The organism is Vibrio sp. ZF57, from assembly GCF_001691235.1.
GTDB classification, from domain to species: domain Bacteria; phylum Pseudomonadota; class Gammaproteobacteria; order Enterobacterales; family Vibrionaceae; genus Vibrio; species Vibrio crassostreae_C.
The window spans coordinates 22,746-43,924 of the sequence record NZ_MAKD01000051.1; the positions used below are offsets into that span (position 1 = coordinate 22,746).

A 21,179-nucleotide genomic window follows, 5' to 3' on the forward strand; every position below is an offset into this window, starting at 1 on the left:
AACGATACAGGCACTACATGCGCAGGGCGCGCATGTAGCGTCTTTCTAATTTTAATTGTCACAGACTGAAAGAGTGAGTTTATGCTTAAATTCATTATGAAAAGGATATTTGAAGCGATTCCAACCATGTTGGTGTTGATCACTATATCTTTCTTTCTCATGCGTTTCGCACCGGGTAACCCGTTTTCAAGCGAGCGTCCATTACCGCCAGAAGTTATGGCTAACATCGAAGCTAAATACGGCTTAGATAAACCAGTGTTTGAACAATACACCACGTATTTGACAAATATCTTACAAGGTGACTTCGGTCCCTCTTTTAAATACCAAGATTACACAGTAAATGAGCTGATCGCGGTTGCACTTCCAGTATCTGCGAAGGTAGGTTTCGTTGCTTTTATCTTCACATTATTGATGGGGGTAACGGTCGGAACCATTGCCGCCTTGAAGCACAACACCTGGGTCGACTACACCATAATGTCGACCGCCATGCTCGGGGTGGTAATGCCATCTTTCGTGTTGGCACCGGCGCTTATTTACCTTTTCTCCCTGCACTGGAACATATTCCCAGCAGGTGGTTGGCATGGCGGTACATTCATGTACATCGTGCTGCCTGTTATCGCGATGTCTCTTCTTTACGTAGCAACCTTTGCTCGTATTACTCGTGGTAGCATGATTGAAACGCTAAACAGTAACTTTATCCGAACTGCACGTGCAAAAGGTCTAAGCTACCGTTATATCATTCTAAAACATGCACTTAAGCCAGCAATGCTACCTGTTGTTTCTTACATGGGACCTGCGTTCGTAGGTATAATCACAGGTTCAGTTGTTGTTGAAACCATCTTCGGCCTACCAGGTATCGGTAAGCTGTTTGTTAACGCCGCGTTTAACCGTGACTACTCGCTAGTAATGGGTGTAACCATCTTGATTGGTTTCCTATTCATCTTGTTCAACGCAATCGTTGATATTTTGCTAGCGCTTATTGACCCGAAAATTCGCTACTAACAGGGACGCATGGTTATGTTGAAGAAAAAAGAAAATTTAGAAGCGATCGAAAAGTTCTCTGAGAGCTTAGAGATTGAAGGTCGTAGTTTGTGGCAGGACGCGCGCATTCGTTTCATGCGAAACAAAGCTGCGATGGTGAGTCTGTTCATTCTTACGCTTATGGTACTGGCAGTTATCTTCTTACCAATGCTGGCTCAGTACACTTATGATGATACTGACTGGTACGCAATGCACGTTGGTCCGAATGCGGATCACTGGTTTGGTACCGATAGCTTAGGTCGTGATTTGTACGTTCGTACTCTTGTCGGTGGCCGCATCTCATTGATGGTTGGTGTGATGGGTGCCTTCGTAGCGGTACTGATTGGTACGCTTTACGGTGCAGCTTCAGGCTTCATCGGCGGTCGTACTGACCGAGTGATGATGCGTATCCTAGAGATCTTGTACGCAGTGCCATTCATGTTCCTAGTAATCGTACTGGTAACGTTCTTTGGTCGTAACATCGTCCTAATCTTCGTTGCTATTGGTGCGATTGCTTGGCTAGATATGGCGCGTATTGTACGTGGTCAAACGTTGAGCCTACGTAGTAAAGAGTTCATTGAAGCTGCACACGTATGTGGTGTAAGCAAATGGAAGATCATTACACGTCACATCGTACCGAACGTACTGGGTATCGTAGCGGTTTACTCTACGTTGCTTATTCCAAGCATGATCCTTACAGAATCATTCTTATCTTTCCTTGGTCTTGGTGTTCAAGAGCCTATGACAAGCTGGGGCGCATTGCTTCAAGAAGGTTCGCAAACAATGGAAGTTGCAATCTGGCAATTGACATTCCCTGCGGCATTCATGGTAGTTACGCTGTTCTGCTTTAACTACGTAGGTGATGGTCTGCGCGACGCGCTTGATCCAAAAGACAGATAACGAAATAGCAATTAAAAGCTATAAAAGATTAAGGAAGCAATAATGAGCTTATTAGATGTCAAAGATCTGCGCGTCGAATTTACCACACAAGATGGTATCGTAACCGCAGTAAACGACTTGAACTTCTCACTTAACCAAGGCGAAACGCTGGGTATTGTTGGTGAGTCGGGTTCAGGTAAATCACAAACGGTATTTGCACTGATGGGGCTGCTGGCTAAGAACGGCATCATCTCAGGCAGTGCAAAGTTTGAAGGCAATGAAATTCTCAACCTGCCTGAAAAAGCACTGAACAAGGTTCGTGCTGAACAGATCGCGATGATCTTCCAAGATCCAATGACCTCACTGAACCCTTACATGAAAGTAAGTGATCAGCTGATGGAAGTACTTATGCTGCATAAAGGCATGGGTAAAGCAGAAGCGTTTGAAGAATCAGTACGCATGCTTGAAGCGGTGAAAATCCCTGAAGCACGCAAGCGTATCACTATGTACCCGCACGAGTTTTCGGGCGGTATGCGTCAGCGTGTGATGATCGCAATGGCACTGCTGTGTCGTCCTAAATTGCTTATCGCTGATGAACCAACAACGGCACTGGATGTAACCATTCAAGCGCAAATCATGGAATTGCTGAACGAACTAAAAGATGAGTTCAATACAGCAATCATTATGATCACCCATGACTTGGGTGTTGTTGCTGGTTCTTGTGACAAAGTACTTGTGATGTACGCGGGTCGTACAATGGAGTACGGCACGGTTGATGAAATCTTCTACGAGCCAAGCCACCCATACGCGGAAGGCCTGCTTAAAGCGATTCCTCGTTTGGATACCGAAGGTGAAATTCTACCGACGATTCCAGGTAACCCACCTAACTTACTTCGCCTACCAACAGGTTGTCCTTACCAAGACCGTTGTCACCGTGTAATGGACCGTTGTAAGCAAGAAGCACCGATTTTGCAGCCATTTGCTAAAGACCGTCAGCGTGCTTGTTTTTCAGACTGGGAGACTTGGACAAAATGAGTAAAGAATTACTATTAGATATTAAAGACCTGAAAGTTCACTTTAGCATTGCAGCTAAGTCTGCTTGGCCTTGGGCAAAACCATCAAACCTTAAAGCGGTTGATGGGGTTGATGTTCACCTTTACGAAGGCGAAACACTAGGCGTAGTGGGTGAGTCTGGTTGTGGTAAATCAACTTTTGCCCGTGCGATTATCGGCTTGGTTGAAGCGACTGAAGGTCAAGTGATGTGGTTAGGTCAAGACCTAACTAAGATGCAGGAAGTGAAGCGTCGTGAGACTCGTAAAGAGATTCAGATGATCTTCCAAGACCCGCTAGCGTCGCTTAACCCACGTATGTCAGTAGGCGATATCATTGCTGAGCCTCTAGAGACTTTCTTCCCTGAACTTTCTAAACAAGAAGTGAAGGACAGAGTTAAAGAGATGATGGCAAAGGTTGGTCTACTACCAAACGTAATAAACCGTTACCCACATGAATTCTCTGGTGGTCAGTGTCAGCGTATTGGTATTGCACGTGCACTTATCTTGAAACCTAAGATGATCATTTGTGACGAACCTGTTTCGGCACTTGACGTATCTATCCAAGCTCAAGTAGTTAACCTTCTGAAGGAGCTACAAAAAGAGCTAGGTTTGTCTTTGGTATTCATCGCGCACGATTTGTCGGTTGTTAAACACATCTCTGATCGCGTATTGGTGATGTACCTAGGTAATGCGGTAGAACTTGGCGAATCAGATGCATTGTTCTCTGATCCTAAGCACCCATACACCAAAGCGTTGATGTCTGCAGTTCCAATTCCAGACCCACGCTTAGAGCGCAGCAAAACCATTCAGATGTTGGAAGGTGATCTCCCATCGCCAATCAATCCGCCATCAGGTTGTGTGTTCCGTACTCGTTGCCCACAAGCAACAGAGGCGTGTGCGCAAACTAAGCCAACGATTCAAGGCGATGACGTTCACGCAGTATCTTGCTTGCACGTACAAGTCTAGAGCCTATTTAAAACGGTTCAGCCTGTGACAGGCTTAAGCGCGACTAGTTATTAGAGTCGCGCTTTTTTTGTCTTAGGCTTATTGGTTCGCTCAACAAGCTTCATCAAAATATTCGAACAACTAAGCCAACTTCTTCTAGTTTTGAAAAAGTTGGCTTTTTTTATACTAGAGAAAAGTTTCGATGACAGAGGTTTGGATATGGGTAAGTTAGTTGAAGGTGTTTGGCACGATGTGTGGTACGACACCAAAGAAAGCGGTGGTAAGTTTGTTCGTGAAGATGCGGGCTTTCGTCACTGGATAGAGAACAAACCGGGCGCGCAGTTTGAGCCGGAAAGCGGCCGTTATCACTTATACGTATCGTTAGCTTGCCCTTGGGCGCACCGAACCCTTATCTTCCGTGAGCTGAAAGACCTAACCGATCACATTGACGTGACGGTTGTTTGCCCAGACATGATGAGTGAAGGTTGGCAAATGGGGTTACCTGAACCTCTATTTGGCCATACCCGCATGCACCAAATCTACACTCAAGCCAAGCCTGACTACTCGGGTAGAGTTACGGTACCTGTGCTGTGGGATAAGAAAACCAACACCATTGTGAGTAACGAGTCGTCTGAAATCATTCGCATGTTTAACTCAGAGTTTAACGAGCTAACGGGTAACACCGATGATTACTACCCGTGGGAGTTGTCCAAGAAGATTGATGAGTGGAATGATTATATCTACCCAAACATCAACAACGGCGTATACCGAACCGGCTTTGCGACAACACAAGAAGCCTACGAAGAGGCGTATGAAGCGTTATTTGAAGCGTTAGATAAAGTGGATGCGCATCTTAGTGAGAAACGTTATTTAGCGGGAGAGCAGATTACTGAAGCGGATTGGCGGTTGTTCACGACCTTGGTTCGATTCGATGCTGTGTATGTGGGTCACTTCAAGTGTAACAAGCAACGAATTGCGGATTACAAACATATCCAAGGTTATCTAAAAGAGCTCTATCAAATAGAGGGTATTAAAGAGACGACGGATTTCTACCACATCAAGCGCCACTACTACTACAGCCACACTGGTATCAATCCGACTCAAGTTGTACCCAAAGGACCAGAGCTAGACTTAGAATCACCACATGGTCGAGGCTAGGCTTACCAAGTAGTTCCTTTACTCCAGACATAAAAAAACCCTAGATAAACATCTAGGGTTTTTGCTTTTTACAAAAGAAAAATTAGTTAATTACTTTTTCTTCAGCTTGTGCAGCTTGGTCTGCTTGGATAGCCGTTAGAGCTACTGTGTAAACGATATCGTCTACTAGAGCGCCACGAGACAAGTCATTTACTGGCTTGCGCATACCTTGAAGCATTGGACCGATAGATACTAGATCTGCTGAACGCTGTACAGCTTTGTAAGTCGTGTTACCCGTGTTTAAGTCTGGGAATACGAATACTGTCGCTTTACCTGCAACTGGAGAGTTAGGCGCTTTAGAAGCGGCTACGTTTTCCATGATTGCTGCATCGTACTGTAGAGGACCGTCGATCACTAGATCAGGACGCTTCTCTTGAGCAAGTTTCGTTGCTTCACGTACTTTATCTACGTCTGCACCCTTACCAGATTCACCAGTAGAGTAAGAGATCATAGCAACGCGTGGGTCGATACCGAATGCCGCAGCAGAATCTGCAGATTGGATAGCGATTTCAGCAAGCTGTTCAGCTGTTGGATCTGGGTTGATCGCACAGTCACCGTATACAAGAACTTGATCAGGCAGAAGCATGAAGAAGATCGAAGATACGATAGAAGCATCAGGAGCAGTCTTGATGATCTGGAACGGAGGAACGATAGTGTTCGCCGTTGTGTGAACAGCACCAGAAACTAGGCCGTCAACTTCGCCAGCTTCAAGCATCATAGTACCTAGGAATACTGAATCTTCTAGCTTCTCACGAGCAACAACTTCAGTCATACCTTTAGCGCCACGAAGTTCTACTAGACGAGCTACGTAGTTTTCGCGAACTGATGCAGAATCGATGATCTCAACGCCAGCGCCAAGCTCAACACCTTGCTGCGCTGCAACGCGACGGATTTCTTCAGGGTTACCTAGAAGTACACACGTTGCGATACCGCGCTCAGCACAGATAGCCGCAGCTTTAACTGTACGTGGCTCATCTCCTTCAGGAAGAACGATGCGCTTAGCCGCTTTACGAGCAAATTCAGTTAGCTGGTAACGGAATGCTGGTGGGCTTAGACGACGGATGCCTTGAGTACCTTCAGATAGAGAATCAATCCAAGGGCCATCAATGTGGCTTGCAACGTGATCGTTAACGAACTCGATACGCTCTTTATCGTCTGCAGGAACTTCTAGGTTGAAGCTCTGTAGGTTTAGAGATGTCTGCCAAGTGTTACCTTGAGCCTTGAAGATCGGTAGACCTGAAGCGAATGCTGGTGCACAAAGGTTAGCAATGCTTTCTGGAATGTCGTAACCGCCAGTAAGCAGGATTGCGCCAATCTCAACACCGTTTTTCGCAGCAAGAGCCGCAGCAACGATAACGTCAGGACGGTCTGCAGAAGTTACTAGCAGTGAGCCTGGTTTGAAGTGCTCAATCATGTGCGGTAGAGAACGTGCACAGAAAGTGATGCTCTTAATACGACGAGTTGAGATTTCACCTTCGTTAACGATTTCAGCGTTAAGGTGCTTAGCCATATCAACCGCACGAGTTGCGATTAGATCGATGCTCCATGGCACGCAGCCAAGAACACGGATAGGGCTAGAGTTGAAGATTTGCATTACTTCAAGGTTCGCTTGCTGAGCGCTGTCTGCATCATCAAAGATTTCAGATAGGTCAGGGCGAGTACGGCCAGCCTCATCAACAGGAGCGTTAAGCTTGTTGATGATTACGCCTTTGATGTTTTTGTTCTTAGTACCGCCGAAGTTAGAACATGCTACTTCTATACGCTCTTTAAGCTGCGTAGGGTTGTCAGTACCAGGAGTCGCAACGAATACGATCTCCGCGCCAAGTGTTTTTGCGATTTCCGCGTTCACTTGGTTAGCAAATGGGTGCTTACGAGTAGGTACTAGACCTTCGATTAGCGTAACTTCTGCGTCTTTGTTGATCTTGTTGTATTGCTCAACAACAGACTCAAGAAGCTCGTCCATTTTTTCGCTACCGATCAAAGCTTCAGCTTTAGTCATTGCGATTGGCTCACCAATCTTAATGTCGCTGTTTGCGCTGATGATAGTAGACGTTAGATCTGGTTGGTTACCACCGCTGCGAGGCTGAGCGATTGGCTTGTAGAAAGAAACACTTACGCCCTTACGCTCCATAGCGCGAAGAACACCCATGCTAACACTAGTAAGACCAACACCAGCGCTTGTAGGGATAAGCATAATAGTACGTGACATTGACGAACACCTTTGACTATTGGAAATAAAAAAAGCTCAACTGCTATTCCCACCGATATTTAAATTGGGGTAGGAATAGAAGTTGAGCCCCATTTTCTTGATATGAAAAACTGACTAGCTTCGAATGAAGCTAGTCAGGAAAATCAATTAAAGACCTGCTAGTTTCGCAGTGTCTTCAGCAATTACTAGCTCTTCGTTAGTAGAGATAACCATTGCAGGGATACGGCTGTTAGCTGTAGTGATAGTACCTTCGCCGCCGAAACGAGCTTTAAGGTTAGCTTCACCGTCAACTTCGATACCGAAGATGCCTAGGCGGTTAAGAACCATTTCACGGATTGGGCCTGAGTTCTCGCCGATGCCGCCAGTGAAAGTGATTGCGTCTAGACGACCTTCTAGAGTTGCAGTGTAACCAGCTACGTACTTAGCTAGACGGTGACAGAACACGTCCATTGCACGAGTTGCTTCTTCTTTCTCACCGTAGTTGTCTTCAACGAAACGACAGTCAGAAGTCACTTCAGTTAGACCAGCAAGACCAGACTCTTTAGTTAGCATGTTGTTGATTTCTTCAACAGAGTAACCAAGTGCGTCGTGTAGGTGGAAGATGATTGCAGGGTCTAGGTCACCACAACGAGTACCCATTACAAGACCTTCAAGAGGAGTAAGACCCATAGAAGTGTCTACAGATTTACCGTTCTTGATTGCACATACAGAAGCGCCGTTACCTAGGTGACAGTTGATGATGTTAACTTCTTCAACTGGCTTGTTTAGTAGGCCTGCAACTTCACGAGTGATGAATAGGTGAGAAGTACCGTGCATGCCGTAACGACGGATGCCGTGCTCTTTGTACAGGTTGTACGGTAGAGCGTATAGGTAAGACTCAGAAGGCATTGTTTGGTGGAACGCAGTGTCAAAAACAGCAACGTTTTGTAGACCAGGGAAGTTCTGTTGAGCCGCTTCGATACCGATAAGGTGAGCAGGGTTGTGAAGAGGTGCGAAAGTCGCAGCGTCTTGAATACCCTTAAGAACTTCATCAGTGATAAGTGCAGAAGAAGTGAACTGCTCGCCACCGTGTACGATACGGTGACCGATAGCGCCAAGGTTAGCTTTAAGCTCAGGCTTAGAAGCAAGAATAGTTTCTACCATGAAAGATAGTGCTTCTACGTGAGCTGCGCCCGCGCCTAGTTGTGCTTCATGCTTGCCATCAAGTTTCCACTTCATACGAGCTTCTGGAAGACCTAGACACTCAGCAAGACCAGTTAGGTGCTCTGCACCTGTTTCTGCATCAACAACAGCGAATTTAAGAGAAGAACTACCACAGTTTAAAACTAAAACTAGCTTAGACATTAATGACTACCTGTTTATTTTTCTGATCGAAATCAGTTAAGGATGAAAATTAATCTCAAGAATAGTCGAAGCACATAGGCTTGCGTACTAACCTTGGTCAAAAAAACGTTAATTTCCGTATAAAGTGAAAGCGCTCTTTATCAAAAAGAGGCTTGTGCATTCCTTGCAGAAGTCTTCTCAAAGTTGCTTAAATTGTAAATAAGGGCAACAATGAGATTGAGGTCTGCAAATAATAGCGATATTGTGCAAATATAACAAAAAAATTTGAAAGAATATTATTTTTCGTCAAATTTTTGTGTTTTTAGTTGATGATTTCAACTTTTTTTTAATGGGAGACTCATATGAGCAATAGAGTTGGTTTAGCTAGTAGTTTAAAAGATGGCCAAAAGTACATGGATCTCTGGCCCGTCCGAAAAGAGTTAAACGCGATCTTCCCAGAACAACGCATTATTAAAGCGACCCGCTTTGGCGTGAAAGTGATGCCTGCGATTGCAGCTATCAGTGTTCTTACACAAATGGTCTTTAATAATTACCAAGCGATGCCACAGGCTGTGGTTATGGCTTTGTTTGCGATCAGCTTGCCGCTTCAAGGTATGTGGTGGTTGGGCAATCGCTCAAATACACAACTTCCGCCGGCGCTAGTATCGTGGTACCGCGAACTGCATGAAAAGATCACTGAAACGGGTTTTGCGTTAGAGCCTATGAAGCCGCGCCCTCGCTATAAAGAATTGGCAATCATTTTAAATCGTGCCTTTCGTCAGTTAGATAAATCCTCAATGGAGCGTTGGTTCTAAAGAATCCCAGCTCTCCCTCTTGTCTGAGAACAACTATTCATCTTCTATAGCTTGTTCTCAGATTTGCTCCTCTTTTTGTTACCTCGCTTACTTTCCGTTTAGCTTACCTGTCCTTATTCACTTGGTTTCTTACCTTCCTCCGAAGTCAATATAACCTTTCTCACATAACTCGAGCCTTGTTGTATTTTTGTTAAATATCACTTCAAGTTATCAATGGTTACTGGTAATAATGTCAATAGTGATTTTGATGTTGTTCTCTTTGAGCGAGTAATGACGGGTAGAGCTTGATTCAGGGAGCGATAATGAGTTCTGTAAGAAAGGTATTGGCAGCGGTTTTAAGTTGCTTGATGTTGCTATGGACTGGCAATGTAATGGCAAACGTTGCCAAAGTGTCGGTTTCACAAGTTGTTGACCATCCAGATCTGAATGCGACACGTTTAGGGCTTCTTGAAGGATTGAGAGCCAATGGTTATGAACCCGGTAAGAACTTAGAATTCTCCTATGAAATGGCGAATGGTAACCCGGCTCAGGCAGCCAAGATTGCCAGAGAGCTCGTCAGTGAAAATCCACATGTACTTGTTGGTATCGCGACACCGACTTCACAAGCCTTAGTGTCGGCGACTCGCTCGATTCCTATCGTGTTTACCGCGGTTACGGATCCTATCGGCGCTAGGCTGGTTAAACAATTAGAAAAGCCGGGGCGTAATGTCACGGGGCTTTCTGACTTATCTCCGATCACTCAGCATGTGTCATTAATCAAAGAACTGCTCCCTGAAGCTAATTCAATCGGTGTAGTTTACAACCCAGCAGAAGCAAATGCCGTTGCGTTAGTTGGGTTATTGAGAAAGGCAACTCGAGATTTCGGTTATACACTTCACACCGAAAAAGCGCTGACTGTTGACGATGTCGAAGCAAAAGCAGAATCCATTGCTAAGAAGTCCGATGTTATCTATGCCTTGACCGATAATACGGTTGCAAGCGGCATGGAGGGTCTTATCAAAGCGGCTAACCATGCAGATACGCCAGTCGTCGCAGGCGCCACATCTTATGTCGGAAAGGGAGCGATTGCTGGTTTAGGTCTAGATTATTATGATGTTGGGGTTCAGACCGCGGATTATGTCGCAGCCATTCTGGAAGGACAGAAGCCCGGGAAGTTGAGTGTCAAAACTGCGCAGAGTTCTCAGCTGGTGGTCAACCTAGATGCTGCTCGTGAGCTTGGCGTGACAGTGCCTCAATCTGTGATTGAGCGTGCGGTCATTAGCCGGTGAATTGAGTTTGGTGTTAGGTGAGCTAATAGGCCATAAGTCATATTATTAACAGCATTGAAATGGGCTCAGATAACAAACTCACCTGCTCTATATGTTGGCGCTTCTCTATTTTATTCATTTGTAAGCGGTTATTTGACCGTTAGGTGTGTCGTTAATATCAATTTACATTATTTTACGTCGAGCGAATTGCCGATTAATGTAATAATATTAATGGGGAAAATGAAAATAGCTGAACGCTAAGAGCACATTATATGAAAGTAAATAGGCACTTTAGCCTAACCTTTGTCTTCGGGTTTCCCGCTGTGATCGCCGCGATGTTACTTGGCCTAATAGGAAAGAATCATTTTGACGCGGTAGAAAAAGATATCAGTAGTGAGTTTCATCGTATTGAAGATGTGTTCAAAAGAACCACAAAAGTGGTGACAGCCCTAGATTACAGCTTCTCAAATTACTACAAATCAGGAAACCCTCTCTTTCTTGATCACAACAAACAAGTTGTGGATGGCCTTTGCCAAATTTGGCCGATCGACGTGTTACTTCTCGCTGATGGTAAAACCTCAGACATCCCTTCTGTCGATATCGACTATATGTTGGTCGGTGAAGAGTCCCTTTGTTCCGAAACCAGTGACAGTTATAAGAGCGCGTCAGAAAAAATAGCGTTAGCTCCTATTCTTTCATTTTTATCCCAGCTTGATGAATACCATGCCGGCGTGCACTTTATTGATACGAGCGGCTATGTGATCTCGTCGCCTGAAGGGTTTGCTAAGAAACTGAGTAAGGAATTACTTTCAACCATAAAAAGTCGTCCTTATTGGCAGAAAACAGCCAACAACCCTGACCAACTCACCCTTTCAGGTCCTGGTTATCGTTTTGATTCCCTTGACCGTATAATCAGTATGACGATCCCTGTATTCCATAAAGGTGTTCACCAAGGGATGCTGTCGGTGGATATTAATGCTGACAAGCTGCTCGCAAACTCGAATGAGCACCTTGCAGGTCGGATCGATATCATTGATACCACTTTAGCGACTCCGGTAGATTCTGCGGCTTTTTATCACGAGATCAAACTGGATGGTGTCTCGTCTCACCATGCGATGTATTACGAATTAGACATCGCGAAAGAGGTTGAGCACTTTTTCGTCTATGAGAAAGACAGCCTTATTGTTGCCATCATTGTGTATCTGTTCTCTGTAACTATCTTTTTCTACGTTAATTCCAATATTGAACGTGGCTACTTCAAAGATCTCGCAGCCAAAGACCCTATGACAGGGTTATTGAATCGTCGTGGCTTAGAAGCGTTCTGGCGCAGCGTAGAGCACGATCAACTGTTTGCTTTAACCGTCTTCGATATCGATGATTTCAAGTCAATTAACGACACCTACGGCCACGATAAGGGTGACGATGTGATCCGTTATATGTCGCGTCAGATCAGCAACAGTATTCGAAGCAGTGACGTTGCAGCACGGTTTGGCGGTGAAGAGTTTGTCGTTTACATGAAAGGCGAAGATTGTGAAACTCTGATGAGAACATTAGAGCGCGTGAAGAATGCGATTTGTACCACTTCAGCCGACATTATTCCAAATGGGTTTACGGTGTCTGGCGGTGTCTGCATTGTTGAAACTGAGCAAAGTAAACTTAACTTCGATGAGATATTTAAGTACGCCGATGAAAAGCTGTACGTGGCTAAGACGACGGGCAAAGACCGTCTTAAATTTTAACCACGTTATTGAATCGATGCTTTGTATGAAAATGAAAGAGGGAAGAGCCAACGTGTCTACCAAGCGAAGCTTATTTGCACCCGTAAACACGTTTGTATCGTTAGGGGCTTAGCCCTAATCTAATCTTAAACAGGTTGGCGGCGTTCTTCTTGATAACGCTGAAGGCGTTCTACAATCGGCGGCGCCTTCTTGAAAGTACGAATTTCTTTAAACAGTTCGTTTGCTTCAGGGTAGCCTTTACTTAGATAAACAAACCACTGCTTCACTCTATTGGGGTAGTACATGCCTTTGTCCCCTTTGATTTGAAACTCTGAATAGCGCAGCAAAAGTTCAATGACTTTATCCCACGGCATTTTTTGGTGGTTGTGCTTAACGACGTTGCCAAGGTTTGGAATATTGAAAGCACCACGGCAGACCATCAATGAATCGACGCCTGTTGCTTCTATGCAATCTTGACCATCTTGATAGTTCCAGATCTCACCATTAGCAATCAACGGCAGAGACGTTTTTTCTCTTATTTGATTGATGAAGTCCCATTTGATTTCGCTGGCTTTATAGCCGCCAACTTTGGTTCTTGCATGCACGGTGAGTTCGTCAGCTTTGGCTTGCTCGATGGCATCGACGATTTCAAAGCACTCTTCCGGATGCTCCCAACCTAATCGAATCTTTGCGGACACAGGAATGTGTGCAGGTACTGCTTCTCGACAGGCGTTCACCACTTGATAGATGAGCTCTGGTTCTTTTAGCAGTGACGCACCACCATTACTTTTGTTGACCGCCTTTGCTGGGCAACCAAAATTAAGGTCAATCCCTTTAGCGCCTAAGCTAGCAGCTTGAAAAGCATTCTCGGCCATCCAATTTGGGTGTTGACCTAAAAGCTGGAGATGGATTGGCACACCAGCCATGGTCTGAGAGCCTTGATGTAGCTCAGGGCAAATACGGTGGAACACATGCGGGGGAAGAAGTTGATCCACGACGCGCACAAACTCTGTCACACAGAGATCGTAATCATTAATCTCTGTGAGAATTTCACGCATTAGGTGGTCTAGAACGCCCTCCATAGGGCCAAGTATTACGCGCATGCTGCTTTACCGAAACTGAGTGAACCGAAAAATTCGAGGCGTGATTGTACGGTGTGCTTACAGGATTGTCACTATGAGTGTGGTTTGCCTGTCTTAATGTTGGTTTCGTCTCTTAATAGCGACATCTTGGGGAGGATGGCGTTATAATATCGAAAATGCCCAATATCCAGAGCTTTCATGACATATCAATTATTAAGCCTACCAGAATCAATCACAGACATTACTCCGCAGTTTATGGAAGGTGCAATCCTTGCCTCTAACTTGGCTACCAAACCACTCGATCCAGAAGAGTGGCTGGTTATCGTTGCGCCTGAAGCGGGTAAAGAGCTGGTAAAAACGGTGACAGAACAGATTAATCGCCAGCACAACCTGATTCAGCGTAATGAATACCTATTAACAGACGTACTGGCTGAAGGTGACTTTAACGAACAGTTCGCTGATTTTTCTGAAGGCTTCATGATGGTTTGGCCAACAGTGGAAGAGCAGTGGCAGAGCGTGACAGTCGCGGATGGTACTCTGCGCATGTTGCAAGCGCTCTTAACCACCTTGATGCTTGCGATTGATGAAGAGCAAACTCAACAACAAATGATCGCTGCAGGGCTTACTAACCCACCATCGCTTGCCGATTTAGTGGGTCAAGTCGATCTGATGATCTCAGAAGTGGCAATGGCAGCGGATGAAGCTATGTTGGGCAATAAGTCCCAGAGCGTGAACCCGTTTAAAGACATTGGTCGAAACGACCTTTGCCCTTGTGAAAGCGGCAAGAAGTTTAAACAATGCTGCGGTAAAAACAGCTAGTCACGGCTTGTTGAGCAACTTAGCTTGAGTGAGTAACAGACTTTCTTAAGTGATAAAAAGTTTTAAGTAATAAAAAAGTCGACCTTTGGGTCGACTTTTTCGTTTCTGGACATGATGAGTTAATTGTTAGTCATTCTTTGATTTAACGAATTGAGAAATAACCACAAAACCGAAAGCAACCAAGTTACCTGCAAAGATAATTACTAGCCACTGAGGCATAGAAAGATCGAAGAACTGCCACACAACCTTGCTGCAATCGCCGTAAGCCTCAAACATCCACGGAGCCCATTGGTTTAAAGGCGCCCAGCTAGGGAAGGTTACGAATAAGTCGCAGGTTGCGAAAGGGGACGGATTGAACTGGTAATCGACGTGCTCTAAAGCAAGCATCAAACCTTTGTATGCGCCAAATCCCCAGCTAGCAAGGCCTAACCAGCGTGATATTGGGTTATTCGGGGCAATCGCACCAATCATGGCGGCAACACCGATAGCGAGCATAGCAACGCGCTCATAGATACACATTACGCAAGGGCCAAGCATCATCACGTGTTGGAAGAAGAGAGCGCATGCCTCAAAAAAGACAATAAAAGCCAGCAGTAAAAGCCAAGATAAACGTCCCTTAGAGAAGTCTTTAAGCATTGCAAAAAAGTTCACGAATTTAATCCCGTCTATAAAATAAAAAAGCCCTGATTACTCAGAGCTTTTTATCTTGGATAAGTTTCCTAATCAACTAATATTTTTGATTAGTTAGTTATAGTTATTGTGGTTTGCGACACAGTGTTTAGCTTAGTGACCACCAGAGATAACTGGAGCGACGACTTCACCAGTGCGTTGAATGATCCAACCAGCATCGTAGAACCATGCTGTCATTGGCTCTACGATGAACACAATGCTTGCTAGGCCAACCAGTGCCAATACGATGGTGTATGGCAGCGCCATGATAACCATGCGACCGTAAGACAATCGAATTAACGGAGCAAGTGCTGATGTTAATAGGAATAGGAATGCAGCTTGGCCATTTGGTGTAGCAACAGAAGGTAGGTTAGTACCAGTGTTGATAGCAACAGCAAGTAGGTCAAACTGGTCACGAGTGATAATGCCTTCAACCAGTGCAGTTTTCACTTCGTTGATGTAAACCGTACCTACGAATACGTTATCTGAAACCATCGACAAGATACCGTTGGCAACATAGAAGAGTGCGAGCTGTGCGCCTTTATCTTCAACGTGAAGTACAGCATCGATTACTGGCTTAAATAGAGCTTGGTCGATGATTACAGCAACAACCGCGAAAAAGACGGCAAGAAGTGCGGTAAATGGCAGTGCTTCTTCAAAGGCTTTACCCATTGAGTGCTCTTCGATAACGCCAGTAAATGCCGTTGCCAAGATGATCACTGAAAGGCCAATCAAACCTACTTCAGCGACGTGAAGCGCAAGGCCAACAATCAGCCAAACTGCGATTGCACTCTGAACCCATAGTTTTGCTACGTCTTGCTTTGTACGGTTTGCACGTTCTTTGTTGTCAAACTCAACTAAGATTTGGCGAACATTCGTTGGCAGTTCTGCACCGTAACCAAACACTTTGAATTTTTCGACAAGTGCGCAAGTTAGAATACCGCAGAAGAAAACAGGCAGTGTTACTGGCAGCATACGGATGATAAATTCACCGAACTCCCAACCCGCTTGCTTAGCAATTACTAAGTTTTGTGGTTCACCTACCATGGTCATTACGCCACCCAGTGCAGTACCAACACCGGCGTGCATAAGTAGTGAGCGTAGGAAAGCACGGTAGTTTTCTAGGTCATCACGAGTTAGCTCAGAGATCTCTTCATCATGAGTATGATCGTGCGCAGATGTTGTGCCTTTGCCCGATGCAACTTTGTGGTAGATAGAGTAGAAGCCGACCGCAACGCTAATAACTACGGCGATTACTGTTAGTGCATCTAGGAATGCTGATAAGAAAGCGGCAGCAACACAGAAGGCAACGGAGAGTAAAATTTTAGATTGGATGCCAAGCAAGATCTTCGTGAAAATGAACAGAAGTAGTTCTTTCATGAAGTAGATACCAGCAACCATGAATACAAGTAAGAGTAATACTGGAAGGTTTGCTTGTAGCTCGTGATAAACCATTTCTGGTTTGGTCATGCCAATGGCGACGGCTTGAATTGCCAATAAGCCACCCGGTTGAAGAGGGTAGCACTTTAGAGCCATAGCTAGAGTGAAAATAAACTCAACCACCAACAGCCAGCCCGCAACAAATGGGTCAACTAGGAAGAAAACAAACGGGTTGATGATTAAAAAGGAAATGATGGCAAGTTTATACCAATCAGGAGCTTTACCAAGGAAGTTCTTGATAAAAGCGTTTCCGAGAGACATCGGCATGTTAATACTCTTTTATGTTGATTATGAATAGACAAGCAATACAACATTTTGAGAATCGAGCTATAGAAATTGTTAAAAACTATGACTAACAGTGACTTAGAAAAACTACATTCCATGTAATGTTCTGTGGTCTTGCCAAGTCACTCCCTTAGAAACTCAAGCACTGCTTATTTTTGAGCGCAACTTTACTCTTAGATAACATTTAGTCAACAGGAAAAGCCCTGTAGCCCTAAAAATACCTCTTTTTTGTTGAGAAACGCGATCAAAGTAGCGCAAGCATACCACTTAAAATGTGATAAAAACCGACTAGAATCAATATTTCAGCGAAATGATTGAAAATTACAGAATAACGACGGCTTATATATGATTATTACAACTTAATATTGCAAATTAATAGCTTTAAAAATATGACCAATCCCATTGATTTTAAAGAAAAATTGTCGTGTTAACGGTTTGTTTAAATGGTGATTTAGAGTCGCTTGCTTTACAAACCTGAGGTGCAAACGCGTGCTGAACTTTAGAGTTATAACTCTAACGGTGTTTAGGGTGAGTAAAATTTTTGAGGGTGTTTCCGCTAGGTGTGAACTAGTGGTATGATGAGTAAATTAGAACAGAATAATTAAATTGGATTGAAGTGTAGATGGTCATTAAGGCGAAGAGCCCGGCAGGATTTGCAGAGAAGTATATCATTGAAAGTATTTGGAATGGTCGTTTCCCTCCAGGTTCTATCTTGCCCGCAGAGCGTGAGCTTTCTGAGCTGATTGGTGTTACACGTACTACGCTTCGTGAAGTACTACAACGTCTTGCTCGTGATGGTTGGTTGACAATCCAACATGGCAAACCAACTAAAGTTAACCAGTTTATGGAAACCTCAGGTCTTCATATCCTTGATACGCTAATGACGTTGGACGTTGATAACGCAAGCAAAATGGTAGAAGACCTGCTTGCTGCTCGTACTAATATCAGCCCGATCTTTATGCGTTATGCATTCAAAGCAAACAAAGAAGCTTCAGAGCGTACTATCAGTAACGTGATTGAATCTTGTGAAGCGCTACTTGCGGCACCAACTTGGGATGAGTTCCTAGAATCGTCGCCATACGCTGACAAGATCAAACAAGCGGTAAAAGAAGATTCAGAAAAAGATGAAGCGAAACGTCAGACGATCTTAATCGCGAAGACTTTCAACTTCTATGATTACATGCTTTTCCAACGTTTGGCATTCCACTCAGGCAACCAGATTTATGGCCTAATCTTTAACGGTGTGCGTAAACTTTATGACCGTATCGGTAGCTACTACTTCTCTAACCCAGAAGCACGACGTTTAGCGATGGACTTTTATAAAGAGTTGTTCATTATCTGTGAAAGTGGCGAGCGCGAAACTTTGCCATTAGTGATTCGTAACTACGGTATCGCAAGTGCACAAGTTTGGAATGAGATGAAAACGACATTGCCGACGAACTTCACTGAAGACGACAGCTAAGGCATAGGTTTACTATTGTTGTTCCTGTTTAGTCAGTGACGTAAAGAAAACGAAAAAGCGGCGAGATAATTCAATTATCTCGCCGCTTTTTATTTATCTGTCGTTACTAGAAAATTATCAGTGGGTCAGTTACTTACCTATGACGAGTAATTTATCTATGTGTAGCAACTTAAAATTTATCTAGGAGTAGTAACTTAACCCGCAAACTCTTCTGAGTCTGGACGGTTGGTAAATTGCACACCGTTTAGAAAATCGCAAAGTAGTTGGTCTTCACACACTTTGTAGTTTTTGTTTTCTGGCTTGCGGAAGTAAGCGCCGATTTCGTACTTGCTCAAGCTAATGCCAACCACTTCTAGTACGTCCAAAACATCTTCTGCTTTCATGTTCAATGCGATACGAAGCTTCATGAAGATCATGTTGTTCGTCAGTGCAACTTCAGGTTTAGGTTGCTCGCCTTCTTTTTTGCCACGCTTAAGGTTGATGAAACCATTTAGGAATACCGCTAACTCTTTATCTTTCATCTTAGAGCATGACTTGTCGTTGTCATCTTTTAGCCAGTTAATCACTTGGTCATGAGCAACAGTCACATCAGCTTGTTCGATAGCTTTGATGATTTGTGCATTTTTAAGGTTTAGTGCGTGTTGAATACGACGCAAGATTTCGTTGTTAGTCACTGGGGATTCCTAAAAAGGGTTTTAGAGTAAAGAGGTGTTGGTTTAGCCTATTTTTGTCGACGAACCAATTTCTACTCTACATAGCATAGTTGACGGCGACTCTAACAGAGAACGTTAATTTTCGGTAGATATAAAAAATCCCCAATGCTGATTAACTCTTTCAAGTCAAAAATGCATTAGGGATTTAGTGATGAGTGCTTGTTATCTGACAGGAGCCAGAATTACATTACACGCATACCAGGTTGAGCACCTTCGTGTGGCTCAAGGATCCATAGGTCGCTGCCGCCAGGGCCCGCTGCTAGGATCATGCCTTCAGACATACCAAACTTCATCTTACGAGGTTTTAGGTTTGCTACCATTACAGTTAGCTTGCCTTCTAGCTCTTCAGGTTTGTATGCTGATTTGATACCAGAGAATACTTGGCGAGTCTCACCACCGATGTCTAGTTGGAACTTCAGTAGTTTGTTCGCTTTTGGTACTTCTTCACAAGAGATGATACGAGCGATACGCATGTCTACTGCTGCAAAGGCATCGAACTCAATCTCGTCTGCGATTGGCTCTTTGTCTAGCTCAGTTTGGCTTGCTTGCTCTTTTTCAGCTTCTGCTTTTTCTTTCGCTGCTGCTTCAGCGGCTGCATCTTCTTTAGAAGACTCAACCATTGCTTCCACTTTCTTAGGGTCAATGCGGTTGAATAGCGCTTTGAACTTAGTGATCTCGTGATCAGTTAGCGGAGTAGCAATCGCTTCCCACGTTAGCTCTTCGTTTAGGAAAGCTTCAGTGCGAGCTGCAAGCTCTGGCATCACTGGTTTCAGGTAAGCCATCAGTACGCGGAATAGGTTAATACCTACAGAAGAAACTTGTTGAAGCTCAGCTTCTTTGCCTTCTTCTTTTGCAAGAACCCAAGGTGCTTTTTCGTCGATGTACTGGTTAGCTTTATCCGCTAGTGCAGTGATTTCACGGATAGCACGGCTGAATTCACGAGTTTCGTATAGCTCACCGATACGCTCAGCAGCAGCAACGAATTCGTTATATAGCTCAGGCTCTGCAAATTCAGCAGCTAGCTTGCCTTCAAAACGCTTAGTAATGAAGCCAGCGTTACGAGAAGCTAGGTTAACAATCTTGTTTACTACGTCAGCGTTTACACGTTGAGTGAAGTCTTCAAGGTTAAGATCTAAGTCATCGATGCGGCTGTTTAGTTTCGCAGCGTAGTAGTAACGTAGACACTCAGGGTCTAGGTGGTTTAGGTACGTGCTTGCTTTGATGAATGTGCCTTTCGACTTAGACATCTTCGCACCGTTCACTGTTACGTAGCCGTGTACGAATACGTTGTTTGGCTTACGGAAACCTGCGCCGTCTAGCATTGCTGGCCAGAATAGGCTGTGGAAGTAAACAATGTCTTTACCGATGAAGTGGTAAAGCTCAGTTGTGCTGTCTTTCTTCCAGTATTCATCGAAGTTTAGATCGTCACGTTTGTCACATAGGTTCTTGAAAGAAGCCATGTAGCCAACAGGTGCGTCTAGCCATACGTAGAAGAACTTGTCTTTTTCGCCTGGGATTTCAAAGCCGAAGTAAGGTGCATCACGTGAGATATCCCACTGTTGCAGACCAGACTCAAACCATTCCTGCATTTTGTTTGCAGTTTCATTCTGTAGAGAGCCAGAACGAGTCCACTCTTTAAGCATGCTTTCGAACTGAGGTAGGTCGAAGAAGAAGTGCTCAGAGTCTTTCATTACTGGAGTTGCGCCAGAAACCGCTGATTTAGGGTTAATTAGCTCAGTTGGGCTGTATGTCTCACCACAGTTATCACAGTTATCACCATACTGGTCTTCTGACTTACACTTAGGGCAAGTACCTTTTACGAAGCGGTCTGGTAGGAACATCTCTTTCTCAGGATCGAAAAGCTGAGAAATAGTGCGGCTAGAAATGAAGCCGTTCTTTTTAAGTTCTAAGTAGATGTGAGAAGCCAGTTCACGGTTCTCTTCGCTGTGTGTGCTGTGGTAGTTATCAAAGCTGATATCAAAGCCAGCGAAGTCTTTTTGGTGCTCTTCACTAACAGCAGCGATCATCTCTTCTGGCGTGATACCCATCTGTTGAGCTTTAAGCATAATTGGCGTGCCGTGAGCATCGTCAGCACAGATGAAGTTTACAGTGTTGCCACGTAGACGCTGGTATCGAACCCAGATATCAGCTTGGATATGCTCAAGCATATGGCCAAGGTGAATAGAGCCGTTAGCGTACGGAAGCGCACAAGTTACCAAAAGTTGTCTTGGATCAGTTGCCATACTTAATAATTCGCTTTTTTGATAGGTATAAATTTGAGAGGTAATACTACTTTATAACGTG

17 protein-coding genes are annotated in these 21,179 nt (G+C 44.4%); 10 read left to right on the plus strand and 7 right to left on the minus strand.

Annotated features, from left to right (window positions below):
- Window positions 1-81 precede the first annotated feature (81 nt).
- The 5 genes from oppB (at window position 82) to A6D97_RS05445 (ending at window position 5,054) form a co-directional block, all read left to right on the plus strand.
- Window positions 82-1,002: an oligopeptide ABC transporter permease OppB gene (gene oppB, locus A6D97_RS05425; protein WP_017062174.1), complete on the plus strand. Its 921-nt coding sequence runs from the start codon at window positions 82-84 to the stop codon at window positions 1,000-1,002.
- A gap of 15 nt (window positions 1,003-1,017) precedes the next feature.
- A complete protein-coding gene (oppC, locus tag A6D97_RS05430; RefSeq protein WP_017062173.1) occupies window positions 1,018-1,920 on the plus strand; it encodes an oligopeptide ABC transporter permease OppC in 903 nt (300 codons plus the stop codon).
- Between the two features lie 42 nt (window positions 1,921-1,962).
- Window positions 1,963-2,934 carry an ABC transporter ATP-binding protein gene (locus A6D97_RS05435; RefSeq protein ID WP_012603544.1) on the plus strand — a complete coding sequence of 324 codons (972 nt, stop codon included), beginning with the start codon at window positions 1,963-1,965 and terminating at the stop codon, window positions 2,932-2,934.
- Entirely contained in the window at window positions 2,931-3,917 is a 987-nt protein-coding gene (gene oppF, locus A6D97_RS05440) for a murein tripeptide/oligopeptide ABC transporter ATP binding protein OppF (protein WP_017062172.1), read from the plus strand. The genes A6D97_RS05435 and oppF overlap by 4 nt, the downstream gene beginning before the upstream one ends.
- Window positions 3,918-4,115: 198 nt before the next feature.
- Window positions 4,116-5,054 carry a glutathione S-transferase family protein gene (locus A6D97_RS05445; protein WP_065583982.1) on the plus strand — a complete coding sequence of 313 codons (939 nt, stop codon included), beginning with the start codon at window positions 4,116-4,118 and terminating at the stop codon, window positions 5,052-5,054.
- Window positions 5,055-5,136: 82 nt separating this feature from the next.
- On the opposite strand, the gene pta is transcribed toward A6D97_RS05445, so the two are convergent.
- Both pta and A6D97_RS05455 read right to left on the minus strand, forming a co-directional pair.
- Complete coding sequence (gene pta, locus A6D97_RS05450; protein WP_017069189.1) at window positions 5,137-7,302, minus strand: phosphate acetyltransferase; 2,166 nt, start codon at window positions 7,300-7,302, stop codon at window positions 5,137-5,139.
- Between the two features lie 147 nt (window positions 7,303-7,449).
- Entirely contained in the window at window positions 7,450-8,646 is a 1,197-nt protein-coding gene (locus tag A6D97_RS05455; protein ID WP_017062169.1) for an acetate kinase, read from the minus strand.
- Window positions 8,647-8,987: 341 nt separating this feature from the next.
- Between A6D97_RS05455 and yfbV the strand changes: the two genes are divergently transcribed.
- The 3 genes from yfbV (at window position 8,988) to A6D97_RS05470 (ending at window position 12,426) form a co-directional block, all read left to right on the plus strand.
- On the plus strand, window positions 8,988-9,440 hold the full coding sequence (gene yfbV, locus A6D97_RS05460) for a terminus macrodomain insulation protein YfbV (protein WP_017062168.1): 453 nt from the start codon (window positions 8,988-8,990) through the stop codon (window positions 9,438-9,440).
- Window positions 9,441-9,742: 302 nt separating this feature from the next.
- Window positions 9,743-10,708: an ABC transporter substrate-binding protein gene (locus tag A6D97_RS05465; protein ID WP_017066116.1), complete on the plus strand. Its 966-nt coding sequence runs from the start codon at window positions 9,743-9,745 to the stop codon at window positions 10,706-10,708.
- A 251-nt stretch (window positions 10,709-10,959) separates the two neighbouring features.
- Window positions 10,960-12,426 (plus strand): GGDEF domain-containing protein, encoded by a 1,467-nt coding sequence (locus A6D97_RS05470; RefSeq protein WP_065583972.1) that lies wholly within the window; start codon window positions 10,960-10,962, stop codon window positions 12,424-12,426.
- 125 nt (window positions 12,427-12,551) lie between these two features.
- On the opposite strand, the gene dusC is transcribed toward A6D97_RS05470, so the two are convergent.
- Window positions 12,552-13,508: a tRNA dihydrouridine(16) synthase DusC gene (gene dusC / locus A6D97_RS05475; protein ID WP_017069187.1), complete on the minus strand. Its 957-nt coding sequence runs from the start codon at window positions 13,506-13,508 to the stop codon at window positions 12,552-12,554.
- 177 nt (window positions 13,509-13,685) lie between these two features.
- On the opposite strand from dusC, the gene A6D97_RS05480 reads away from it, so the two are divergent.
- Window positions 13,686-14,306 (plus strand): YecA family protein, encoded by a 621-nt coding sequence (locus A6D97_RS05480; protein WP_017063471.1) that lies wholly within the window; start codon window positions 13,686-13,688, stop codon window positions 14,304-14,306.
- Between the two features lie 126 nt (window positions 14,307-14,432).
- Here A6D97_RS05480 and dsbB read toward each other — a convergent pair whose 3' ends face one another.
- Together dsbB and nhaB are read right to left on the minus strand one after the other, a co-directional pair.
- Window positions 14,433-14,957 (minus strand): disulfide bond formation protein DsbB, encoded by a 525-nt coding sequence (gene dsbB / locus A6D97_RS05485; protein ID WP_017063472.1) that lies wholly within the window; start codon window positions 14,955-14,957, stop codon window positions 14,433-14,435.
- Window positions 14,958-15,089: 132 nt separating this feature from the next.
- On the minus strand, window positions 15,090-16,682 hold the full coding sequence (gene nhaB / locus A6D97_RS05490; RefSeq protein WP_017063473.1) for a Na(+)/H(+) antiporter NhaB: 1,593 nt from the start codon (window positions 16,680-16,682) through the stop codon (window positions 15,090-15,092).
- A 640-nt stretch (window positions 16,683-17,322) separates the two neighbouring features.
- On the opposite strand from nhaB, the gene fadR reads away from it, so the two are divergent.
- Window positions 17,323-18,162 carry a fatty acid metabolism transcriptional regulator FadR gene (fadR, locus tag A6D97_RS05495; RefSeq protein ID WP_017062161.1) on the plus strand — a complete coding sequence of 280 codons (840 nt, stop codon included), beginning with the start codon at window positions 17,323-17,325 and terminating at the stop codon, window positions 18,160-18,162.
- A gap of 194 nt (window positions 18,163-18,356) precedes the next feature.
- Here the strand turns inward: fadR and A6D97_RS05500 are convergent, their stop codons facing one another.
- A complete protein-coding gene (locus A6D97_RS05500; RefSeq protein ID WP_010437231.1) occupies window positions 18,357-18,836 on the minus strand; it encodes a DUF1456 family protein in 480 nt (159 codons plus the stop codon).
- A gap of 221 nt (window positions 18,837-19,057) precedes the next feature.
- Complete coding sequence (gene metG, locus A6D97_RS05505; protein ID WP_017062160.1) at window positions 19,058-21,118, minus strand: methionine--tRNA ligase; 2,061 nt, start codon at window positions 21,116-21,118, stop codon at window positions 19,058-19,060.
- Window positions 21,119-21,179 lie beyond the last annotated feature (61 nt).

Bases quoted from the DNA above. Each gene is read 5' to 3' on its own strand.
- oppB (WP_017062174.1), top strand. From the start codon at position 82: ATGCTTAAATTCATTATGAAAAGGATATTTGAAGCGATTCCAACCATG.
- oppC (WP_017062173.1), top strand. From the start codon at position 1,018: ATGTTGAAGAAAAAAGAAAATTTAGAAGCGATCGAAAAGTTCTCTGAG.
- A6D97_RS05435 (WP_012603544.1), top strand. From the start codon at position 1,963: ATGAGCTTATTAGATGTCAAAGATCTGCGCGTCGAATTTACCACACAA.
- oppF (WP_017062172.1), top strand. From the start codon at position 2,931: ATGAGTAAAGAATTACTATTAGATATTAAAGACCTGAAAGTTCACTTT.
- A6D97_RS05445 (WP_065583982.1), top strand. From the start codon at position 4,116: ATGGGTAAGTTAGTTGAAGGTGTTTGGCACGATGTGTGGTACGACACC.
- pta (WP_017069189.1), bottom strand. From the start codon at position 7,302: ATGTCACGTACTATTATGCTTATCCCTACAAGCGCTGGTGTTGGTCTT.
- A6D97_RS05455 (WP_017062169.1), bottom strand. From the start codon at position 8,646: ATGTCTAAGCTAGTTTTAGTTTTAAACTGTGGTAGTTCTTCTCTTAAA.
- yfbV (WP_017062168.1), top strand. From the start codon at position 8,988: ATGAGCAATAGAGTTGGTTTAGCTAGTAGTTTAAAAGATGGCCAAAAG.
- A6D97_RS05465 (WP_017066116.1), top strand. From the start codon at position 9,743: ATGAGTTCTGTAAGAAAGGTATTGGCAGCGGTTTTAAGTTGCTTGATG.
- A6D97_RS05470 (WP_065583972.1), top strand. From the start codon at position 10,960: ATGAAAGTAAATAGGCACTTTAGCCTAACCTTTGTCTTCGGGTTTCCC.
- dusC (WP_017069187.1), bottom strand. From the start codon at position 13,508: ATGCGCGTAATACTTGGCCCTATGGAGGGCGTTCTAGACCACCTAATG.
- A6D97_RS05480 (WP_017063471.1), top strand. From the start codon at position 13,686: ATGACATATCAATTATTAAGCCTACCAGAATCAATCACAGACATTACT.
- nhaB (WP_017063473.1), bottom strand. From the start codon at position 16,682: ATGCCGATGTCTCTCGGAAACGCTTTTATCAAGAACTTCCTTGGTAAA.
- fadR (WP_017062161.1), top strand. From the start codon at position 17,323: ATGGTCATTAAGGCGAAGAGCCCGGCAGGATTTGCAGAGAAGTATATC.
- metG (WP_017062160.1), bottom strand. From the start codon at position 21,118: ATGGCAACTGATCCAAGACAACTTTTGGTAACTTGTGCGCTTCCGTAC.